Annotated in this window: 13 protein-coding genes; 6 read left to right on the top strand and 7 right to left on the bottom strand. The window is 72.3% G+C overall.

Annotation, left to right across the window (positions count from 1 at the left end; genetic code table 11):
- Nucleotides 1-42: 42 nt before the first annotated feature.
- Nucleotides 43-732: a response regulator gene (locus tag M8542_RS28370; protein ID WP_257923314.1), complete on the bottom strand. Its 690-nt coding sequence runs from the start codon at nt 730-732 to the stop codon at nt 43-45.
- Nucleotides 733-842: 110 nt separating this feature from the next.
- Here M8542_RS28370 and M8542_RS28365 point away from each other — a divergent pair, with 110 nt between their 5' ends.
- On the top strand, nt 843-1,748 hold the full coding sequence (locus tag M8542_RS28365; protein WP_276587189.1) for a phosphatase PAP2 family protein: 906 nt from the start codon (nt 843-845) through the stop codon (nt 1,746-1,748).
- 419 nt (nt 1,749-2,167) lie between these two features.
- Nucleotides 2,168-3,541 (top strand): pyridoxal phosphate-dependent decarboxylase family protein, encoded by a 1,374-nt coding sequence (locus M8542_RS28360; RefSeq protein WP_257923313.1) that lies wholly within the window; start codon nt 2,168-2,170, stop codon nt 3,539-3,541.
- On the opposite strand, the gene M8542_RS28355 is transcribed toward M8542_RS28360, so the two are convergent.
- Nucleotides 3,471-3,845, bottom strand: a complete 375-nt coding sequence (locus tag M8542_RS28355) for a thiamine pyrophosphate-dependent enzyme (protein ID WP_372508629.1) — start codon at nt 3,843-3,845, stop codon at nt 3,471-3,473. The two genes, M8542_RS28360 and M8542_RS28355, sit on opposite strands and share 71 nt — an antisense overlap.
- 455 nt (nt 3,846-4,300) lie before the next feature.
- On the opposite strand from M8542_RS28355, the gene M8542_RS28350 reads away from it, so the two are divergent.
- Nucleotides 4,301-4,975, top strand: coding sequence for a GntR family transcriptional regulator (locus tag M8542_RS28350; RefSeq protein ID WP_257923312.1), 675 nt, complete (start codon nt 4,301-4,303; stop codon nt 4,973-4,975).
- 291 nt (nt 4,976-5,266) lie between these two features.
- The gene (locus M8542_RS28345) at nt 5,267-6,112 is read left to right on the top strand and encodes an alpha/beta fold hydrolase (protein WP_257923311.1); all 846 of its coding nucleotides are present in this window, start codon (nt 5,267-5,269) and stop codon (nt 6,110-6,112) included.
- Here M8542_RS28345 and M8542_RS28340 read toward each other — a convergent pair.
- The 3 genes from M8542_RS28340 to M8542_RS28330 all read right to left on the bottom strand — a co-directional run bounded on the left by M8542_RS28340 (nt 6,086) and on the right by M8542_RS28330 (nt 8,699).
- Complete coding sequence (locus M8542_RS28340; protein WP_257923310.1) at nt 6,086-7,090, bottom strand: pirin family protein; 1,005 nt, start codon at nt 7,088-7,090, stop codon at nt 6,086-6,088. The genes M8542_RS28345 and M8542_RS28340 overlap by 27 nt on opposite strands.
- Before the next feature lie 688 nt (nt 7,091-7,778).
- Complete coding sequence (locus M8542_RS28335; protein WP_257923309.1) at nt 7,779-8,069, bottom strand: hypothetical protein; 291 nt, start codon at nt 8,067-8,069, stop codon at nt 7,779-7,781.
- A 192-nt stretch (nt 8,070-8,261) separates the two neighbouring features.
- Nucleotides 8,262-8,699, bottom strand: coding sequence for a single-stranded DNA-binding protein (locus M8542_RS28330; protein ID WP_257923308.1), 438 nt, complete (start codon nt 8,697-8,699; stop codon nt 8,262-8,264).
- Nucleotides 8,700-8,824: 125 nt separating this feature from the next.
- Between M8542_RS28330 and M8542_RS28325 the strand changes: the two genes are divergently transcribed.
- Nucleotides 8,825-9,427, top strand: a complete 603-nt coding sequence (locus tag M8542_RS28325) for a PhoU domain-containing protein (RefSeq protein ID WP_257923307.1) — start codon at nt 8,825-8,827, stop codon at nt 9,425-9,427.
- Nucleotides 9,428-9,486: 59 nt separating this feature from the next.
- Here M8542_RS28325 and M8542_RS28320 read toward each other — a convergent pair whose 3' ends face one another.
- Nucleotides 9,487-9,918: a zinc ribbon domain-containing protein gene (locus M8542_RS28320; RefSeq protein ID WP_257923306.1), complete on the bottom strand. Its 432-nt coding sequence runs from the start codon at nt 9,916-9,918 to the stop codon at nt 9,487-9,489.
- A 100-nt stretch (nt 9,919-10,018) separates the two neighbouring features.
- On the opposite strand from M8542_RS28320, the gene M8542_RS28315 reads away from it, so the two are divergent.
- A complete protein-coding gene (locus M8542_RS28315; protein ID WP_257923305.1) occupies nt 10,019-10,444 on the top strand; it encodes a nitroreductase/quinone reductase family protein in 426 nt (141 codons plus the stop codon).
- On the opposite strand, the gene M8542_RS28310 is transcribed toward M8542_RS28315, so the two are convergent.
- Nucleotides 10,441-12,555, bottom strand: a complete 2,115-nt coding sequence (locus tag M8542_RS28310; protein WP_257923304.1) for a transglycosylase domain-containing protein — start codon at nt 12,553-12,555, stop codon at nt 10,441-10,443. The two genes, M8542_RS28315 and M8542_RS28310, sit on opposite strands and share 4 nt — an antisense overlap.
- Nucleotides 12,556-12,567: the final 12 nt, after the last annotated feature.

The raw sequence follows: 12,567 nt of genomic DNA, 5'->3' as shown, positions 1-12,567 counted from the left end.
GCCGGGGCCGCAGCCCGGCCAGCCACAGGCGGATCCTCGAGGTCACGACCGGCCGAACCGGTAGCCGAACCCCCGGACGGTCTGCACGTGCTCCGGCTTCGCCGGCACGTCCTCGATCTTCGAGCGCAGCCGCTGCACGCAGGCGTCGACCAGCCGCGAGTCGCCGAGGTAGTCGTGGTCCCAGACGGCGGCGAGGATCTGCTGGCGGCTGTAGACCTGCCCGGGCGTGCGCGAAAGTTCGAGCAGCAGCTTCAGCTCGGTCGGGGTCAGCGAGACGGGCACGCCGCGCTTGGTCACCTCCAGCCCGGCCCGGTCGATCACCAGGTCACCGTGCCGTTCCACGGGCTCGGGCTGCTCGCCGGGCCGGTCGGCGACGGCCCGCCGCAGCACGGCCCGGATCCGCGCGTCGAGCACCCGCGGCTCGACCGGCTTGGCGACGTAGTCGTCGGCACCCGCTTCCAGCCCGGCCACGACGTCGAAGTCGTCGCTGCGCGCGGTGAGCATGATGATCGGCACGGGCCCGGACGCCCGGATCCGGCGGCACGTCTCGAAGCCGTCCATACCGGGCAGCATCAGGTCGAGCACGACGAGATCGGGCCGGTGGTGGACGAGCACCTCGATGCCGCGCTCACCCGATTCCGCGGTGTGCACCACGTGTCCCTGCCGGCGCAGGGCCAGTTGCAGTCCTTCCCGCACCGCCGCGTCGTCCTCTACCACCAGTACTTCGGCCACGGCGCCATTATTCGGAAAAGCGCACGTCGTGGCGACCCGGAGGGATCTTGTAGCAAAACCATGACATCGTGCTGACGGGATCTCGAAATGCCGGCTCCAGACTCGGGGACATGGCAGTGATCTTCTCCGAGGCACCTCCCGCGACCCCGCCGGCCGGCCGCCACGCACTGGTGACGCGGGCCACGTCCCGCACCGCCGTGCTCGCCGCGAGCGCGGCCGGGTTCGCCTTCGCGTTCGTCGCGGCCTACCTGTTGTTCGTCCGCACCGAAGCCGGTCGCGGCGTCGAGAACGGTGTGGTCCGCAGCGCCCAGTCCGCGGGCAATGCGGTGGACTGGGCGGCGCCGTTGCGTGAGACCGACCTGGTGGTCGTGCTGGGCGCGGTGGCGGTCCTGCTGGTGGTGATCGCCGCGGCACGCCGCCGGATCGCCCTCGGCGTGACGGCGTTGCTGCTGCTGGCAGCGCCCCTGGTGGTGGCGCAGCTGCTCAAGCTGTACGTGCTGGACCGCCCGAGCACGGGCGACCGGTTCGGCGTGGCGAGCCACAACAGCTTCCCGAGCGGGCACGTCAGCGCGGCGATGGCCGTGCTGGTGGCGCTCGCGATCGTCCTGCCCCGCCGCTACCGCCTCCAGGCACTGGTGGCGGGCGGGATCGGGGTCGCCTGGGTCTCGGCCGCGGCGGTGGCCCTGGGCTGGCACCGGCTGAGCGACACCGTCGGCGGCTGTCTCCTGGTCGCGGCGGTCACCTGCGCCGGGGCGGCGGTGGTGTCCGCCCGCCGCCCCGACGGTGACCGCGTCCCACCGGGCCCGGTGCTGTGCGGGTTGCTCGCCCCGACGGCGGTGGTGCTGGCGGGATTCCTGATCCTCGGCACGGCGACATCGGGAGCAGCCCAGTTCGTGGCGGCGATGGTGCTGGCGGCGCTGTCGGCGATGGCGGTGGTGCTGCTGCTGACGGGCCCGCTACGCCGGGTGACGTTCGATCCGGCGGAGGGCCGGGTCCGCCGGCTGCGGCGCCGCTGACCGCTGGGGCTGGGTGGGTTGTGCTGCCGGCTTCGGCGATGGCTCGTGTGCCTGGACGGTCGGCTGGTGTGCGCGGAGGGGCGGCTGGTGCCTGGAGGGTCGGTTCGGGTCACTGGAGGGTCGGCCGGCGCGCCTGGAGGGTCGGTTCGCGTGCCGGGAGGGTCGGCTGAGTGCCGGGGCGGTCGACCGGGTGCCGGGACCCGGTCGACGCTTCGGCTGGCCGGCGTTCCCACGCGGTCGGGCTCGGGGAGGCCGGTGTGTCGGCGTGATTGGCGGGGCATCGGCTGTGTCTGGCGGGGCATCACGTGTGATTGGCGGGGCATCACGTGTGGTTCGGGAGACGACACGGGTTGGGTGGCGGGCCAGTTTCGGGTTATTGGACCGCGACAGCCGTCGCCGGCGGGCCTAGCGTCGGGGAGATGCATCCCAGGCTGGCCGAAGACCTGAACTCCCTGCCCGAACTTCTCGACGCCGCGCGCAAGCTCGCCGGTGAGGCGCTCGCCGGGTTGTCAGAGCGGGCGGCCGCCGTGCCGCCCGGCCCCGCCGTCCCGGCGCCGTTGCCGCTCGAAGGCGCCGGCGGGCGGGGCGCGCTCGAGGCGTTCACCCAGCGCTGGGAGCCCGGTTTCGCGGGCAGCGCCGGCCCGCGCTACCTCGGGTTCGTGACCGGCGGCGCGACCCCGGCCTCCCTGGCCGGCGACTGGCTCACCGCCACCTACGACCAGAACCCCGCCAGCGGCATGGACTCCTCCGCGCAGGACCTCGAACGCGAGACCGTCGGCTGGCTGGCCGAGCTGTTCGGCCTGGGCGCCGACCACTCCGGCGCGTTCGTCACCGGCGCCACGATGTCCACGGTGACCGGCCTCGCCATCGCCCGCGAATGGCTCGGCGAGCGCGCCGGCGTGCGGGTGTCCGACGAGGGGAACGCCGCCCTCGGCCCCGTCACCGTGCTGTCTGGTTCGCCGCATTCGAGCATCCTGAAAGCGTTGTCCTTTCTCGGGATGGGCCGCTCGGCCCTGCGAACGGTCCCGGTGCTGCCGGGCCGTGAAGCGGTCGACGTCGCGAAGCTCGCCGAGGCCCTCGAAGCGCTCGACGGCCCGGCCATCGTCGTCGCGAACGCGGGCACGGTGAACACCGTCGACTTCGACGACCTGCGGGCGATCGCCGCGCTCAAGCAGCGGTTCGACTTCTGGCTGCACGTCGACGCCGCGTTCGGCGGCTTCGCCGCGCTGTCGCCCGGGTACGCGGCCCTCGTCGAGGGCCTCGACCAGGCCGACTCGGTGGTCGTCGACCTGCACAAGTGGCTCAACGTGCCCTACGACTCGGCCGTCCAGTTCACCCGCCGCCGCGACCTGCAGCTGCGTGTGTTCAGCAACAACGCGGCCTACCTCGGCGAGATCGGCGCCACCCCGGACTTCCTGCACCTCACGCCGGAGAACTCCCGGCGGCTGCGCGCCCTCCCTGCCTGGTTCTCCCTCGTCGCCTACGGCCGGGACGGGCACCGCGAGATCGTCGAACGCTGCGTCGCGCTGGCCCGGGACCTCGGCACGCGGATCGACGCGTCACCGCACTGGCGGCTGCTCGCACCGGTGCGGCTCAACGTCGTCTGCTTCGCCCCCGCCGCCGGGGGTGACGTCGACGCCCTCGTGCAGGCCATCGCCGAGGACGGCACCACGTTCCTGACCCCGACCTGGTACGACGGCCGCCCCGCGCTGCGCGCCGCCTTCAGCAACTGGCGGACCACCGCGGCCGACGTCGAACGCGTCTTCGGGGTGCTGGAACGGGTGGTCGGCTAGCTGCGATCGGACGCCCAGCTCGCACGGCACGTGCACCAGCGCCGGCCGGCCCGCGGCGAACGCCTTGCCGAGCGCGCCGAACGTCTCGGCCAGCCGGGCGAAGTCCGGGTTGCCCAGCCGCCCGCCGAGCGCGCGGCCCCTCGAACAGCCGCTCCTGGTCGAGGTGGACGTAGCCGTTGTCGAACACGACCGCGACCAGGTTCAGTCCGTATTGGACAGCGGTGGCCAGCTCCTGCGCCGCGAACATGAAGCCACCGTCGCCGGCGACCGAAACCACCGGACGGCCGGGGAAAGCCGCCTGCACGCCGAGCGCCGTCGGGTAGCCGAAGCCGGGCGTGCCCTGGTGGCCGCAGGTGACGACGAAGAAGTCGTTGCGGGGCAACACGTCGCGGATCGCCCGCAGGTACTCCGGTTCCGGTCCCACGTCGACAAATCGCTGCGCCACGATCGCCTTCAGCTCGGCGAACTCCGCGGTGGCGTCGGCGGCGATCGCGACGTCGGCTTCGAGCCGGGTCGCCTGCTGCGGGCCAGCGGAACCAGGACAGCTCCATGCGCATGACGACGTCGGTCTCCGCCCACTTCGTCGCCCGCGCGGGCGAGGCTGTCGAACAGGTCGTAGGTCTGCACGCCGGGCAGGCCGAAGACGGTGTCGACGCCCGCAGCCCGTCGACGATCAGGTCGGCCGCGGTGGGCGGGGGATCGGTAGCGGCTGCGGCACTGGCACGGCCTCCTGGGCGTCGTCCGTGGGCGGGACCATATATGGTTTCCTACATGATCAGCGCGTCCTCGGGAAGACCGGTCACGAAGTCTCAGCTGGCCTACGAGACGATCAAGGCCAGGATCCTGGACGGCCGCTACAGGCCCGGGTACCGGCTGGTGCTGGACCAGATCGGCCGCGAACTGGACGTCAGCGCGGTGCCGGTGCGCGAGGCCCTGCGCCGGCTGGAGGCCGAGGAGCTGATCCAGTTCGAGCGCAACGTCGGCGCGCGGGTGGTGGCGATCGACCCCACGGCCTACCGGCACGCGATGCAGACGGTGGCGATCGTCGAGGGCGCGGCGACCGGCCTGGCGGCGCCGCTGCTCACGCCTTCGGACTTGGCGCGGGCCCGCGAGCTGAACGAGCGGATGCGCCGGAGCCTGGCCGAGTTCGACCCGCTGGCGTTCACCGCGCTGAACGCCGAGTTCCACGAGGTGCTGTTCAGCGCCTGCCCGAACCCGAACCTCGTGGACTTGGTGCAGCGCTGCTGGACCCGGTTGGCCGCGGTCCGGGACAGCACGTTTTCCTCGGTGCCGGGGCGCGCGCCGGCCTCGGTGGAGGAACACGAGCGGTTGCTCGGGCTGATCGAGGGTGGGGCTTCGGCGGCGGAGGTGGAGGAGTTCGCGAGGGCCCATCGGCTGGCGACGCTGGAGGCTTATCTCGCTCGGGAGCAGTGACGGGGGCTGGGTGCGCGTGGTCGAGGGCTTTCGGCTCGGCCGGGGCTGGCGAGCGCTTGGGCCGTTGAACGGACTTCGTGGCGCCGGGTTCCCCGGCGGGGGATGCCGGAGCCGCCTGGCGGACTGGATGCCGGGCGCGGTGCTGAGGAGGCCGGGGCGGACTGCCTGCCCGGCCCGGGCGGGGTGCGGCCGTCTGGCTTGGGCGCGCGCCGGGTTCCTCGGTGAGCGCGGGGTTTCGTTGCTCAAGCGGGTGAGGGTTGCCCGGGTGGCTGGGAGGTGTCAGGGTCGGGAATGCCGATCTTCTCCGCGCCGGATGGGACCGCGCTCGCCTATCACCTCCGCGGGGACAGTGGCGCGCCTCCCGTTGTCTGCCTGCCCGGCGGGCCGATGCGCGCCGGTGCTTATCTCGGGGACCTTGGTGGCCTTGGCGTCCGTCGGCGGCTCGCTGTGCTCGATCTGCGGGGGACCGGTGATTCCGGAGAGCCCGCGGATCCGGCGAGCTATCGCTGTGACCGGCAGATCGAGGACGTCGAGGCCCTGCGCAAGCACCTCGGCCTCGAACGGCTCGACCTGCTCGGGCACTCGGCCGGGGCCAGCCTGGCCGTCGGGTATGCCGCCCGGTATCCGGAGCGGCTTCGCCGGCTCGCCTTGGTCGCGCCCAGTCCGCGGGCCGTCGGCTTGGCGCTGCCCGTTGCCGAGCGGCGGCGGATCATTGCCCGGCGCCTTGGTGCGCCCTGGTTCGAGGCCGCCGCCGCGGCCTACGAGTCGATTGCCGCCCGGACCGCCACCAGTGCCGACTGGGCTGCCGTCGCGCCGCTGTACTACGGGCGCTGGGACGACGCCGCCCAGCGGCACCAGGCCGCCGAGCCCGGTCAGCGCAACGGTGCCGCCGCGCGCGTCTACAACGCCGATGGGGCCTTCGAACCCGAAGTGACCCGGGGCGCGCTCGGGGGTGTGCGCGCTCCGGTGCTGGTGCTCGCCGGGGAGCTGGACTGGATCGCCAGCCCGGGCGTCGCCGATCGGTTCGGGGGGCTTTTTCCCGATGGGCGGGTCGTCGTCTTGGGCGGTGCCGCGCACTACCCGTGGCTCGACGATCCGGCCGGGTTCGTCTCAGCCGTGGCCGGCTTCCTGGCCTGAGCCCGGGTTGCGCCTCGGCTTGATGCGGACCTTCGGCAGCTCCGGCGCCGGCAGCCGCTGCGGGGTGCCCGTGTAGCCCGTGACGCTGCCGAACTGGTCGGACTCCGCCTCCCAGGCTTCGCGGAATTCGGCGATCTCCTCGTGCGTCCGGCCGACGAAGTTCCACCACATCAGGATCTCTTCGTCGAACGGGATGCCGCCGAGCAGGAGGAACCGGGCGGGGGCGGTGCCGCGGTTGCTCAACGTCAAGGTGCGCACGCCGGTGCCGACGTAACCCAGCTCCGCCGCGTGGACGGTGGTGCCCGCGACGACGATGTCGCCGGTGTCGACCAGGACGCCGTGTTCGAAGCGGGGGTCCACGCCGAGGGACATGTGGGCGTCCGGGCCGAGGACGATCTCCGCGCCGAGGAGCGGGGTGAACGTCGGGATCGGGGACGTGCGCCCGGCCAGCGAGCCGAGGAACACCCGGATCTCGGCGCCGTCGATGCGGTTGACCGAGGGGACGTAGTGGTCGAACGCGCGTGCAGTGTGGCGGTGCCGCTCGGGCAGGGCCACCCAGAGCTGGACGCCGTGCAGGGTCTTCGCCGCCGGGGTCGAGACCTCCGAGTGGCAGATGCCGTGCCCGCCGGTCATCAGGTTGAGCTCGCCGGGGCGGATCATCGCGTGCGAGCCGATGCTGTCGCGGTGCTCGATCTCGCCGGCGAACAGCCAGCTGACGGTCTGCAGGCCGGTGTGCGGGTGCGGCGCGACGTCCATCGCGCCGGTGACCTCGGTCGGGCCGTAGTGGTCGGCGAAGCACCAGGCGCCGATCAGCGAACGGGACCGCTGGGGGAGGGTGCGCCGGACCCGCATCGCCCGCGGGCCGCCCAGGGGCACCTCGCGCGGGGTGAGGACCTCGACGGCCGGACGGTCGGGATCGGCGGTCGTGGGCCGGTCGCCACAGGTGAGCTCGGCGGGGGCGGCCTCGGTGTTGCTCATGTCCGCCACGGTAGTCGCGCCGGCGGGTGGGGCGCGGGGGCCGGGCCGGGTGGGCCGGTGGGTGGGGCTGCGTTGCCGGGTTGGGTTGGCCGGGGCTCGCAAGGTTGCCAGGTGCTGCTGGCGGGCGATGCCGTGCGTGGCGGGGGCTGCCGGGGTGCCGTTGGCGGGGCGGCCGAACTGGGCATCGGGAGGGTTTGCCGGGCTGCTGGCGTGTGATGCCGCGTGTGGGCGGGTGGTGGCCTGCTGGGGTGCTGTTGGCGGCGCCGGGTAGGGCGAGGCGGCCGAACTGGGCATCGGGAGGGTTTGCCGGGTCGCTGGCGTGTGATGCCGCGTGTGGGCGGGTGGTGGCCTGCTGGGGTGCTGTTGGCGGCGCCGGGTAGGGCGGGGCGGCCGAGTCGGGCATCGGGAGGGTTTGCCGGGCTGCTGGCGTGCGATGCCGCGTGTGGGCGGGCGGTGGCCTGCTGGGGTGCTGTTGGCGGCGCCGGGTAGGGCGAGTCGGGCATCGGGAAGCTGCCGTGCGTGGGCGGGCGGTGGCCTGGCGGGGCTGCCGGGTGCCGCCGGGCAGGGCGCGACGGCCGAGTCGGGCATCAGGAGGCGGCCAGGCAGGTTGCCGGGCTGCCGCGGCCGATTCCGGGGGCGCGCCGCCGGCCTTGCTTCCTTCTGGAGTTGTCAAGCTTCGCGCCGCGGTTCAGGCGGCTGGGCGCTGGGCCTTCGTGACGATGTCTTCGCCCGCCGGGGTCAGTGTTGCCGGGACCAGCTCGCCCACCAGGCCCGGGCGGGCCGGCCGGATCAGGCCCAGGTGGGCCAGTGCGTGGGCGGCAAACTGGTCGCCGCAGGAGAGGCCGTCTATGAACAAGTCCGGTTCGCTGCTGCACGTCACCCGGCCTCGGCCCGCGGCCACCGCTCGCAGCATGGCCAGCATCCGGTGGTTCAGCACACTGCCCACGGCCGGCGGTCCGGTCTGCTCGTTCCCGTTCATCTCGGTCCCTCCCGCTCGTGGTCCGGCTTCGTCCTGCTGATGCGTCGAACCGGCTGACGGGATTTCGACATCGGCAGCAAAACGACGAACGGCATTTTCCAGAGCGTTCGCACCCATGGTCACCGCCGCTGATGGAGGACCGGTCGACTTCCCGTCGACCGGCATTCGGACTCCGACGGCGCACGGACGGGCCTAGAACGGCGGGGCCGCGCCGGCCATGGCCGGTTCCGGGGCCCACGCGCTGCCCGCGTCGCCCTCGGTCGCCCGGCTGAGCTTGTTCACCTTCGCCGTCGCGTAGCGGAGCGACGGGCCGATTTCGTCGACGTCCAGCTCCATCACCGTGCGCTTCTCGCCTTCCTTCGTCTCGTACGACCGCTGTCTCAGCCGGCCGTGGGCGATCACGCGTGTTCCGCGCACCAGCGACTCCGCGACGCTCTCCGCGTACTGCCGCCAGATGCTGCAGCGCAGGAACATCGCGTCGCCGTCGCGCCACGTGCCCGATTCGCGGTCGAACTGGCGGGACGTCGACGCGACCGTGAAGTTCGCGACCGCCGTGCCCGCCGGGGTGAACCGCAGTTCGGGGTCGGCCGTGAGGTTGCCGACCACGGTGACCATCGTTTCGCCTGCCATCGGTCTCTCCTTCTCCTCCGGTGCGGGGTGCACCGCTCTTGCCGTCGAGGAGAGCACGGGGGTCCGACAATTCCGGGTCGGGGGGACGAGATGCCGACCCCCGGCCGGACTGGTTTCCTGCCGCCATGCCGACCGCGTTTCAGCAGGAGCTGGTCACCCTCGCCCACCGCTTGGCCGACCTGTGCGGGCTCGTCGCGATGGCCTGTGAAGAAGCCACGCGGGCCGCCCTCGAAAGTGATCTCACGCTGGGCGGACGTGCGCGGGAGCAGGCCGCGGCGGCGGCCGCGCTCGGGGCCGCGTGCGAGGACCAGGCGTGTGCGCTGCTGGCCCTGCACGCGCCGCGGGAGGAGGACGTGAAAGCGGTCGTCGCCGCCGTGCACACCGCTGCCGATCTCACTCGGATGGGTGGACTTGCGCGGGAGGTCGCCCAAGCACGGCGACCCGTGCCGTCGGCGGCGCGGCCGGTGCTCGCCCGGCTGGCTTCGGACTCGGTCGCCGTGGCCCGGGCGCTGGGGGAGCTGCTGGCGGGTGGGGACGGCAGCGGGCTGGACGAGGCGGTCGCGCTCGCCACGGCGGCGGGGCGGGAGCTGCGCGCGTGGGCCGGCCGGTGCGAGTGGCCGGGCGCCGCGATCGACGTGGTGCTGCTCGGTGAGGTTTATGACCGGTTCGCCCGGATCGCGGTGGGGATCGCGCGGCGGACCGCCGGGTTCGCCGTGGTCGGCGCCTGAGGTTCGACGAGTGAGGGCCGGGTCCGCGGTGCGGTCCCGGCCCTCGAAAGCTCAGTGGTTCAGTTGCCCTGGTTCGGGTACTGGCCCTGCTGCGGGTACTGCTGCTGGAACCCCTGCGAAGGGTGCTGCGGCTGCGGGAACCCCTGCGGCTGCGAGGGGTGCGGCGGCTGGAAACCCTGCGACGGCGGCTGCTGCTGCGGGAAACCCTGGGACTGCGGAGCACCCTGCGGCAGCGCCTGCTGCCCGGCCCCACCCTGCTCCTCCTGCGCCTGCAGGCGGACGGCGTCTTCCTTCGGGATCCGGTTCTCGACACCGCAGAACGTGCACTGGGCGCTGTACTTGACGCTGATCGGGAAGAGCGGGATGAAGAACAGCGTGAACTTCGTGACCGCCTTGCGCACCGCGTGCGACGCCGGGTTGCCGCACCGGCCGCACAGGAAGGTCGTCATCGCCAGTACGTAGACGCGTGTGCGCCAGCCCCAGATCAACATCGGTACTTCTTTCTGCCAGGTCTTCCGTCGCCGCGCAGCGTCGCACACCGGCGCGTCGCCGCGTGGCGGTTTCGGGGAACTCGGGGACTAGATTGTGATCATGCCGAGCGACTTCGTCCTCAAGACCATGAACGCCGTGCACCGCGGCCTGATCAAGCTCAGCGGCGGCAAGGTGGGCTGGCAGGCCGCCATGCCCGTCCTCGAGCTCACCACGACCGGCCGCAAGAGCGGGCAGCCGCGGTCGGTGCTGCTGACCTCACCGCACCAGGAGGGTGACACGCTGGTCGTCGTGGCGAGCAGGGGTGGTGACGACACGCACCCCGCGTGGTTCCTCAACCTGCGCGACAACCCGGACGTCGAGGTGTCCCTGAAGGGCGCCCCGAAGCGCCCCATGCACGCCCGGGTCGCCGACGCCGAGGAGCGCGCGAGGCTGTGGCCCAAGATCTCCGGCGACTTCAAGAACTACGCGTCGTACCAGACGAAGACCGACCGGGAGATCCCGCTCGTCTTCCTCGAACCGCGCTAGTCCCGCGCGGTCAGGTACGCCGGGTCCGGGCCGGGGATCGGCTGGTCGGGCACGCCGGCGAGCAGCTGGCTCATCGCGTGGAAGTACGGCGGCGCCGCGACCGTGCCGCCGAACGCGCCGTGCCCGCAGTTGCCCAGGTGCACCGGTGTGCCCGGGCAGATCTCGCGCGGGTGCGAGCCGTCGGCGAAGACCATCGACGACACCGCGTAGCCGTCGACCCCGCCGACGAACGCGACGGACTCGCTCTGCTGGGTCGTGCCCGTCTTGCCGATGTCCGGCCGCGTCCAGCCGGCCGCGTGCGCCGCCTGGGCCGACGTGCCCTCGGTGGTGTCCTTGCTCAGCCCGGCTTCCAGGGTGTTCGCGACGCCGGTGGGGATGACCTGCTGACACGCCTGCTGCGACACCGGCACCGAAGCGCCGTTCCGGTCGGTCACCGACAGGATCGGGTTCGGCGGGCACCAGACGCCGCCGCTCATCAGCGTCGCCGAGACGTTCGCCATCTCCAGCGGGCTGACCGGGCTGTTGCCCAGGGTGAACGACAGCAGGTTCTGGAAGTACTTCGACTGCGGCTGGTTGTACTGCGGGTTGCCCGACGCCGGGTCCGGCGCGGCTCCCGCGTCGTTGGTCGCCAAGGTGGTGCGCAGCCCCAGCTTGTAGGCCATGTCCAGCACGGCGGGCATCCCGACCTGGCTCTCCAGCCCGACGAAGGCGACGTTCGGCGACGTCGCGAGGCCGTCGGCGAGGCTGATCGGGTCGGCGTAGTGACCGTCGTTGTGGACGGTGTAGCAGGACGCGTGCGCGTCCGGCACGGGGAAGCACTGGCTGTCCGGGTTCGGCAACGGCGTTTCGAGGCCGGCCTTCCCGCTGACGAGCGCCGCCGCCGACGTGAAGATCTTGAACGACGAGCCCGCGCCGAACTCGTTGCTCGCGTCGGCGACGATGTCCGTCGACGTCTCGCCCTGCGCCGGGTCGGTGCCGTAGTTCCGGTTGGCGACCATGGCGAGCACCTGGTGGCCGCTCGCGCCCGGCTGCACGACGGCGAAGGTGTTCGCCACGCCGTCCTGCGTGGTCGGCACGTTCGCGTCGACGGCGTCCTTCGTCACCTGCGAGACTCGCGGGTCGAGCGTGGTCTTGATCGTGTACCCGCCGGTGGCCAGCTGGTCGGGCGTGAACCCGGCGTGCGCGAGGTAGTTTTCGGCGTACGCGCAGAAGAATCCCGCGTCCGGCGCCGCGCCCATGCACGTCCCCGACGGTGTCACCGGGCCGTTCGGCAGCAGCCCGAGCGGCGCTGCCTTGGCCGTCGCCGCGTAGGACGCGGGGAGCGAACCGTTGGAAACCATGGCGTCGATGACGAGGTTGCGGCGTTGCAGCGCCCGATCGGCGTGGGTGTACGGGTTGTAGACGCTGGGGTTGTTCACCATCCCGGCGAGCAACGCCGCCTGCGGCACGGTCAGTTTGTCCGCCGTCGTCCCGAAATAGGCTTTCGCCGCGGCGGCGACCCCGTACACCGTTCCGCTGAATTCGACCACGTTGAGGTAATTCGCCAGAATGTCGTCCTTGCTCATGATGTCGTTGAGCTGGACGGCCATTTTCGCCTCGCGCAGCTTGCGCGCGAGCGAGTCTTCGCGGTCTTGTTGCTGCGCGATCGGGTTGGTCCGGTCGACCACGTTCACGAGGTAGTTCTTGACGAGCTGCTGCGAGATCGTCGACGCGCCCTGCAGCGCGCCGCCGGCGCTGTCGTTGATCGCCGCGCGGAGCATGCCCTGCACGTCGACGCCGCCTTCGGTGTAGAAGCGGCGGTCTTCGATCCCGATGATGGCGGCCTTCATCGTCGTCGCGATCCCGGCCGCGGTGACCGGCAGCCGGTACTGCGCGTAGAGCGTCGCGATCGGCGTGCCGTCGCGATCGGTCACCGTCGTGGTCAGCGGCGGATCGGCCGCGGCGAGCTGGGCGGAAATGGCGTCCACCGAATCGCTCACCTGGTTCGACAGCAGGCCGGCGCCGAGGGCGACGGGCGCCATCGTGCCCGCCACCAGGATTCCGGCGAGAACGCACAAACCGGCAAAAGAGAACACGCCAGGGCGACCATTCACGAAACCGAGATTAGCCATCGGGGAATGAAG

The organism is Amycolatopsis iheyensis, assembly GCF_024703995.1.
GTDB lineage: Bacteria > Actinomycetota > Actinomycetes > Mycobacteriales > Pseudonocardiaceae > Amycolatopsis > Amycolatopsis iheyensis.
This window is presented reverse-complemented; position numbering and strand designations above follow the sequence as displayed.

What these genes read in the sequence shown, in the direction of transcription:
- M8542_RS28365 (WP_276587189.1), top strand. Translation starts at nt 843, where the DNA reads ATGGCAGTGATCTTCTCCGAGGCACCTCCCGCGACCCCGCCGGCCGGC.
- M8542_RS28360 (WP_257923313.1), top strand. Translation starts at nt 2,168, where the DNA reads ATGCATCCCAGGCTGGCCGAAGACCTGAACTCCCTGCCCGAACTTCTC.
- M8542_RS28350 (WP_257923312.1), top strand. Translation starts at nt 4,301, where the DNA reads ATGGTTTCCTACATGATCAGCGCGTCCTCGGGAAGACCGGTCACGAAG.
- M8542_RS28345 (WP_257923311.1), top strand. Translation starts at nt 5,267, where the DNA reads ATGCCGATCTTCTCCGCGCCGGATGGGACCGCGCTCGCCTATCACCTC.
- M8542_RS28340 (WP_257923310.1), bottom strand. Translation starts at nt 7,090, where the DNA reads ATGAGCAACACCGAGGCCGCCCCCGCCGAGCTCACCTGTGGCGACCGG.
- M8542_RS28335 (WP_257923309.1), bottom strand. Translation starts at nt 8,069, where the DNA reads ATGAACGGGAACGAGCAGACCGGACCGCCGGCCGTGGGCAGTGTGCTG.
- M8542_RS28330 (WP_257923308.1), bottom strand. Translation starts at nt 8,699, where the DNA reads ATGGCAGGCGAAACGATGGTCACCGTGGTCGGCAACCTCACGGCCGAC.
- M8542_RS28325 (WP_257923307.1), top strand. Translation starts at nt 8,825, where the DNA reads ATGCCGACCGCGTTTCAGCAGGAGCTGGTCACCCTCGCCCACCGCTTG.
- M8542_RS28320 (WP_257923306.1), bottom strand. Translation starts at nt 9,918, where the DNA reads ATGTTGATCTGGGGCTGGCGCACACGCGTCTACGTACTGGCGATGACG.
- M8542_RS28315 (WP_257923305.1), top strand. Translation starts at nt 10,019, where the DNA reads ATGCCGAGCGACTTCGTCCTCAAGACCATGAACGCCGTGCACCGCGGC.
- M8542_RS28310 (WP_257923304.1), bottom strand. Translation starts at nt 12,555, where the DNA reads ATGGCTAATCTCGGTTTCGTGAATGGTCGCCCTGGCGTGTTCTCTTTT.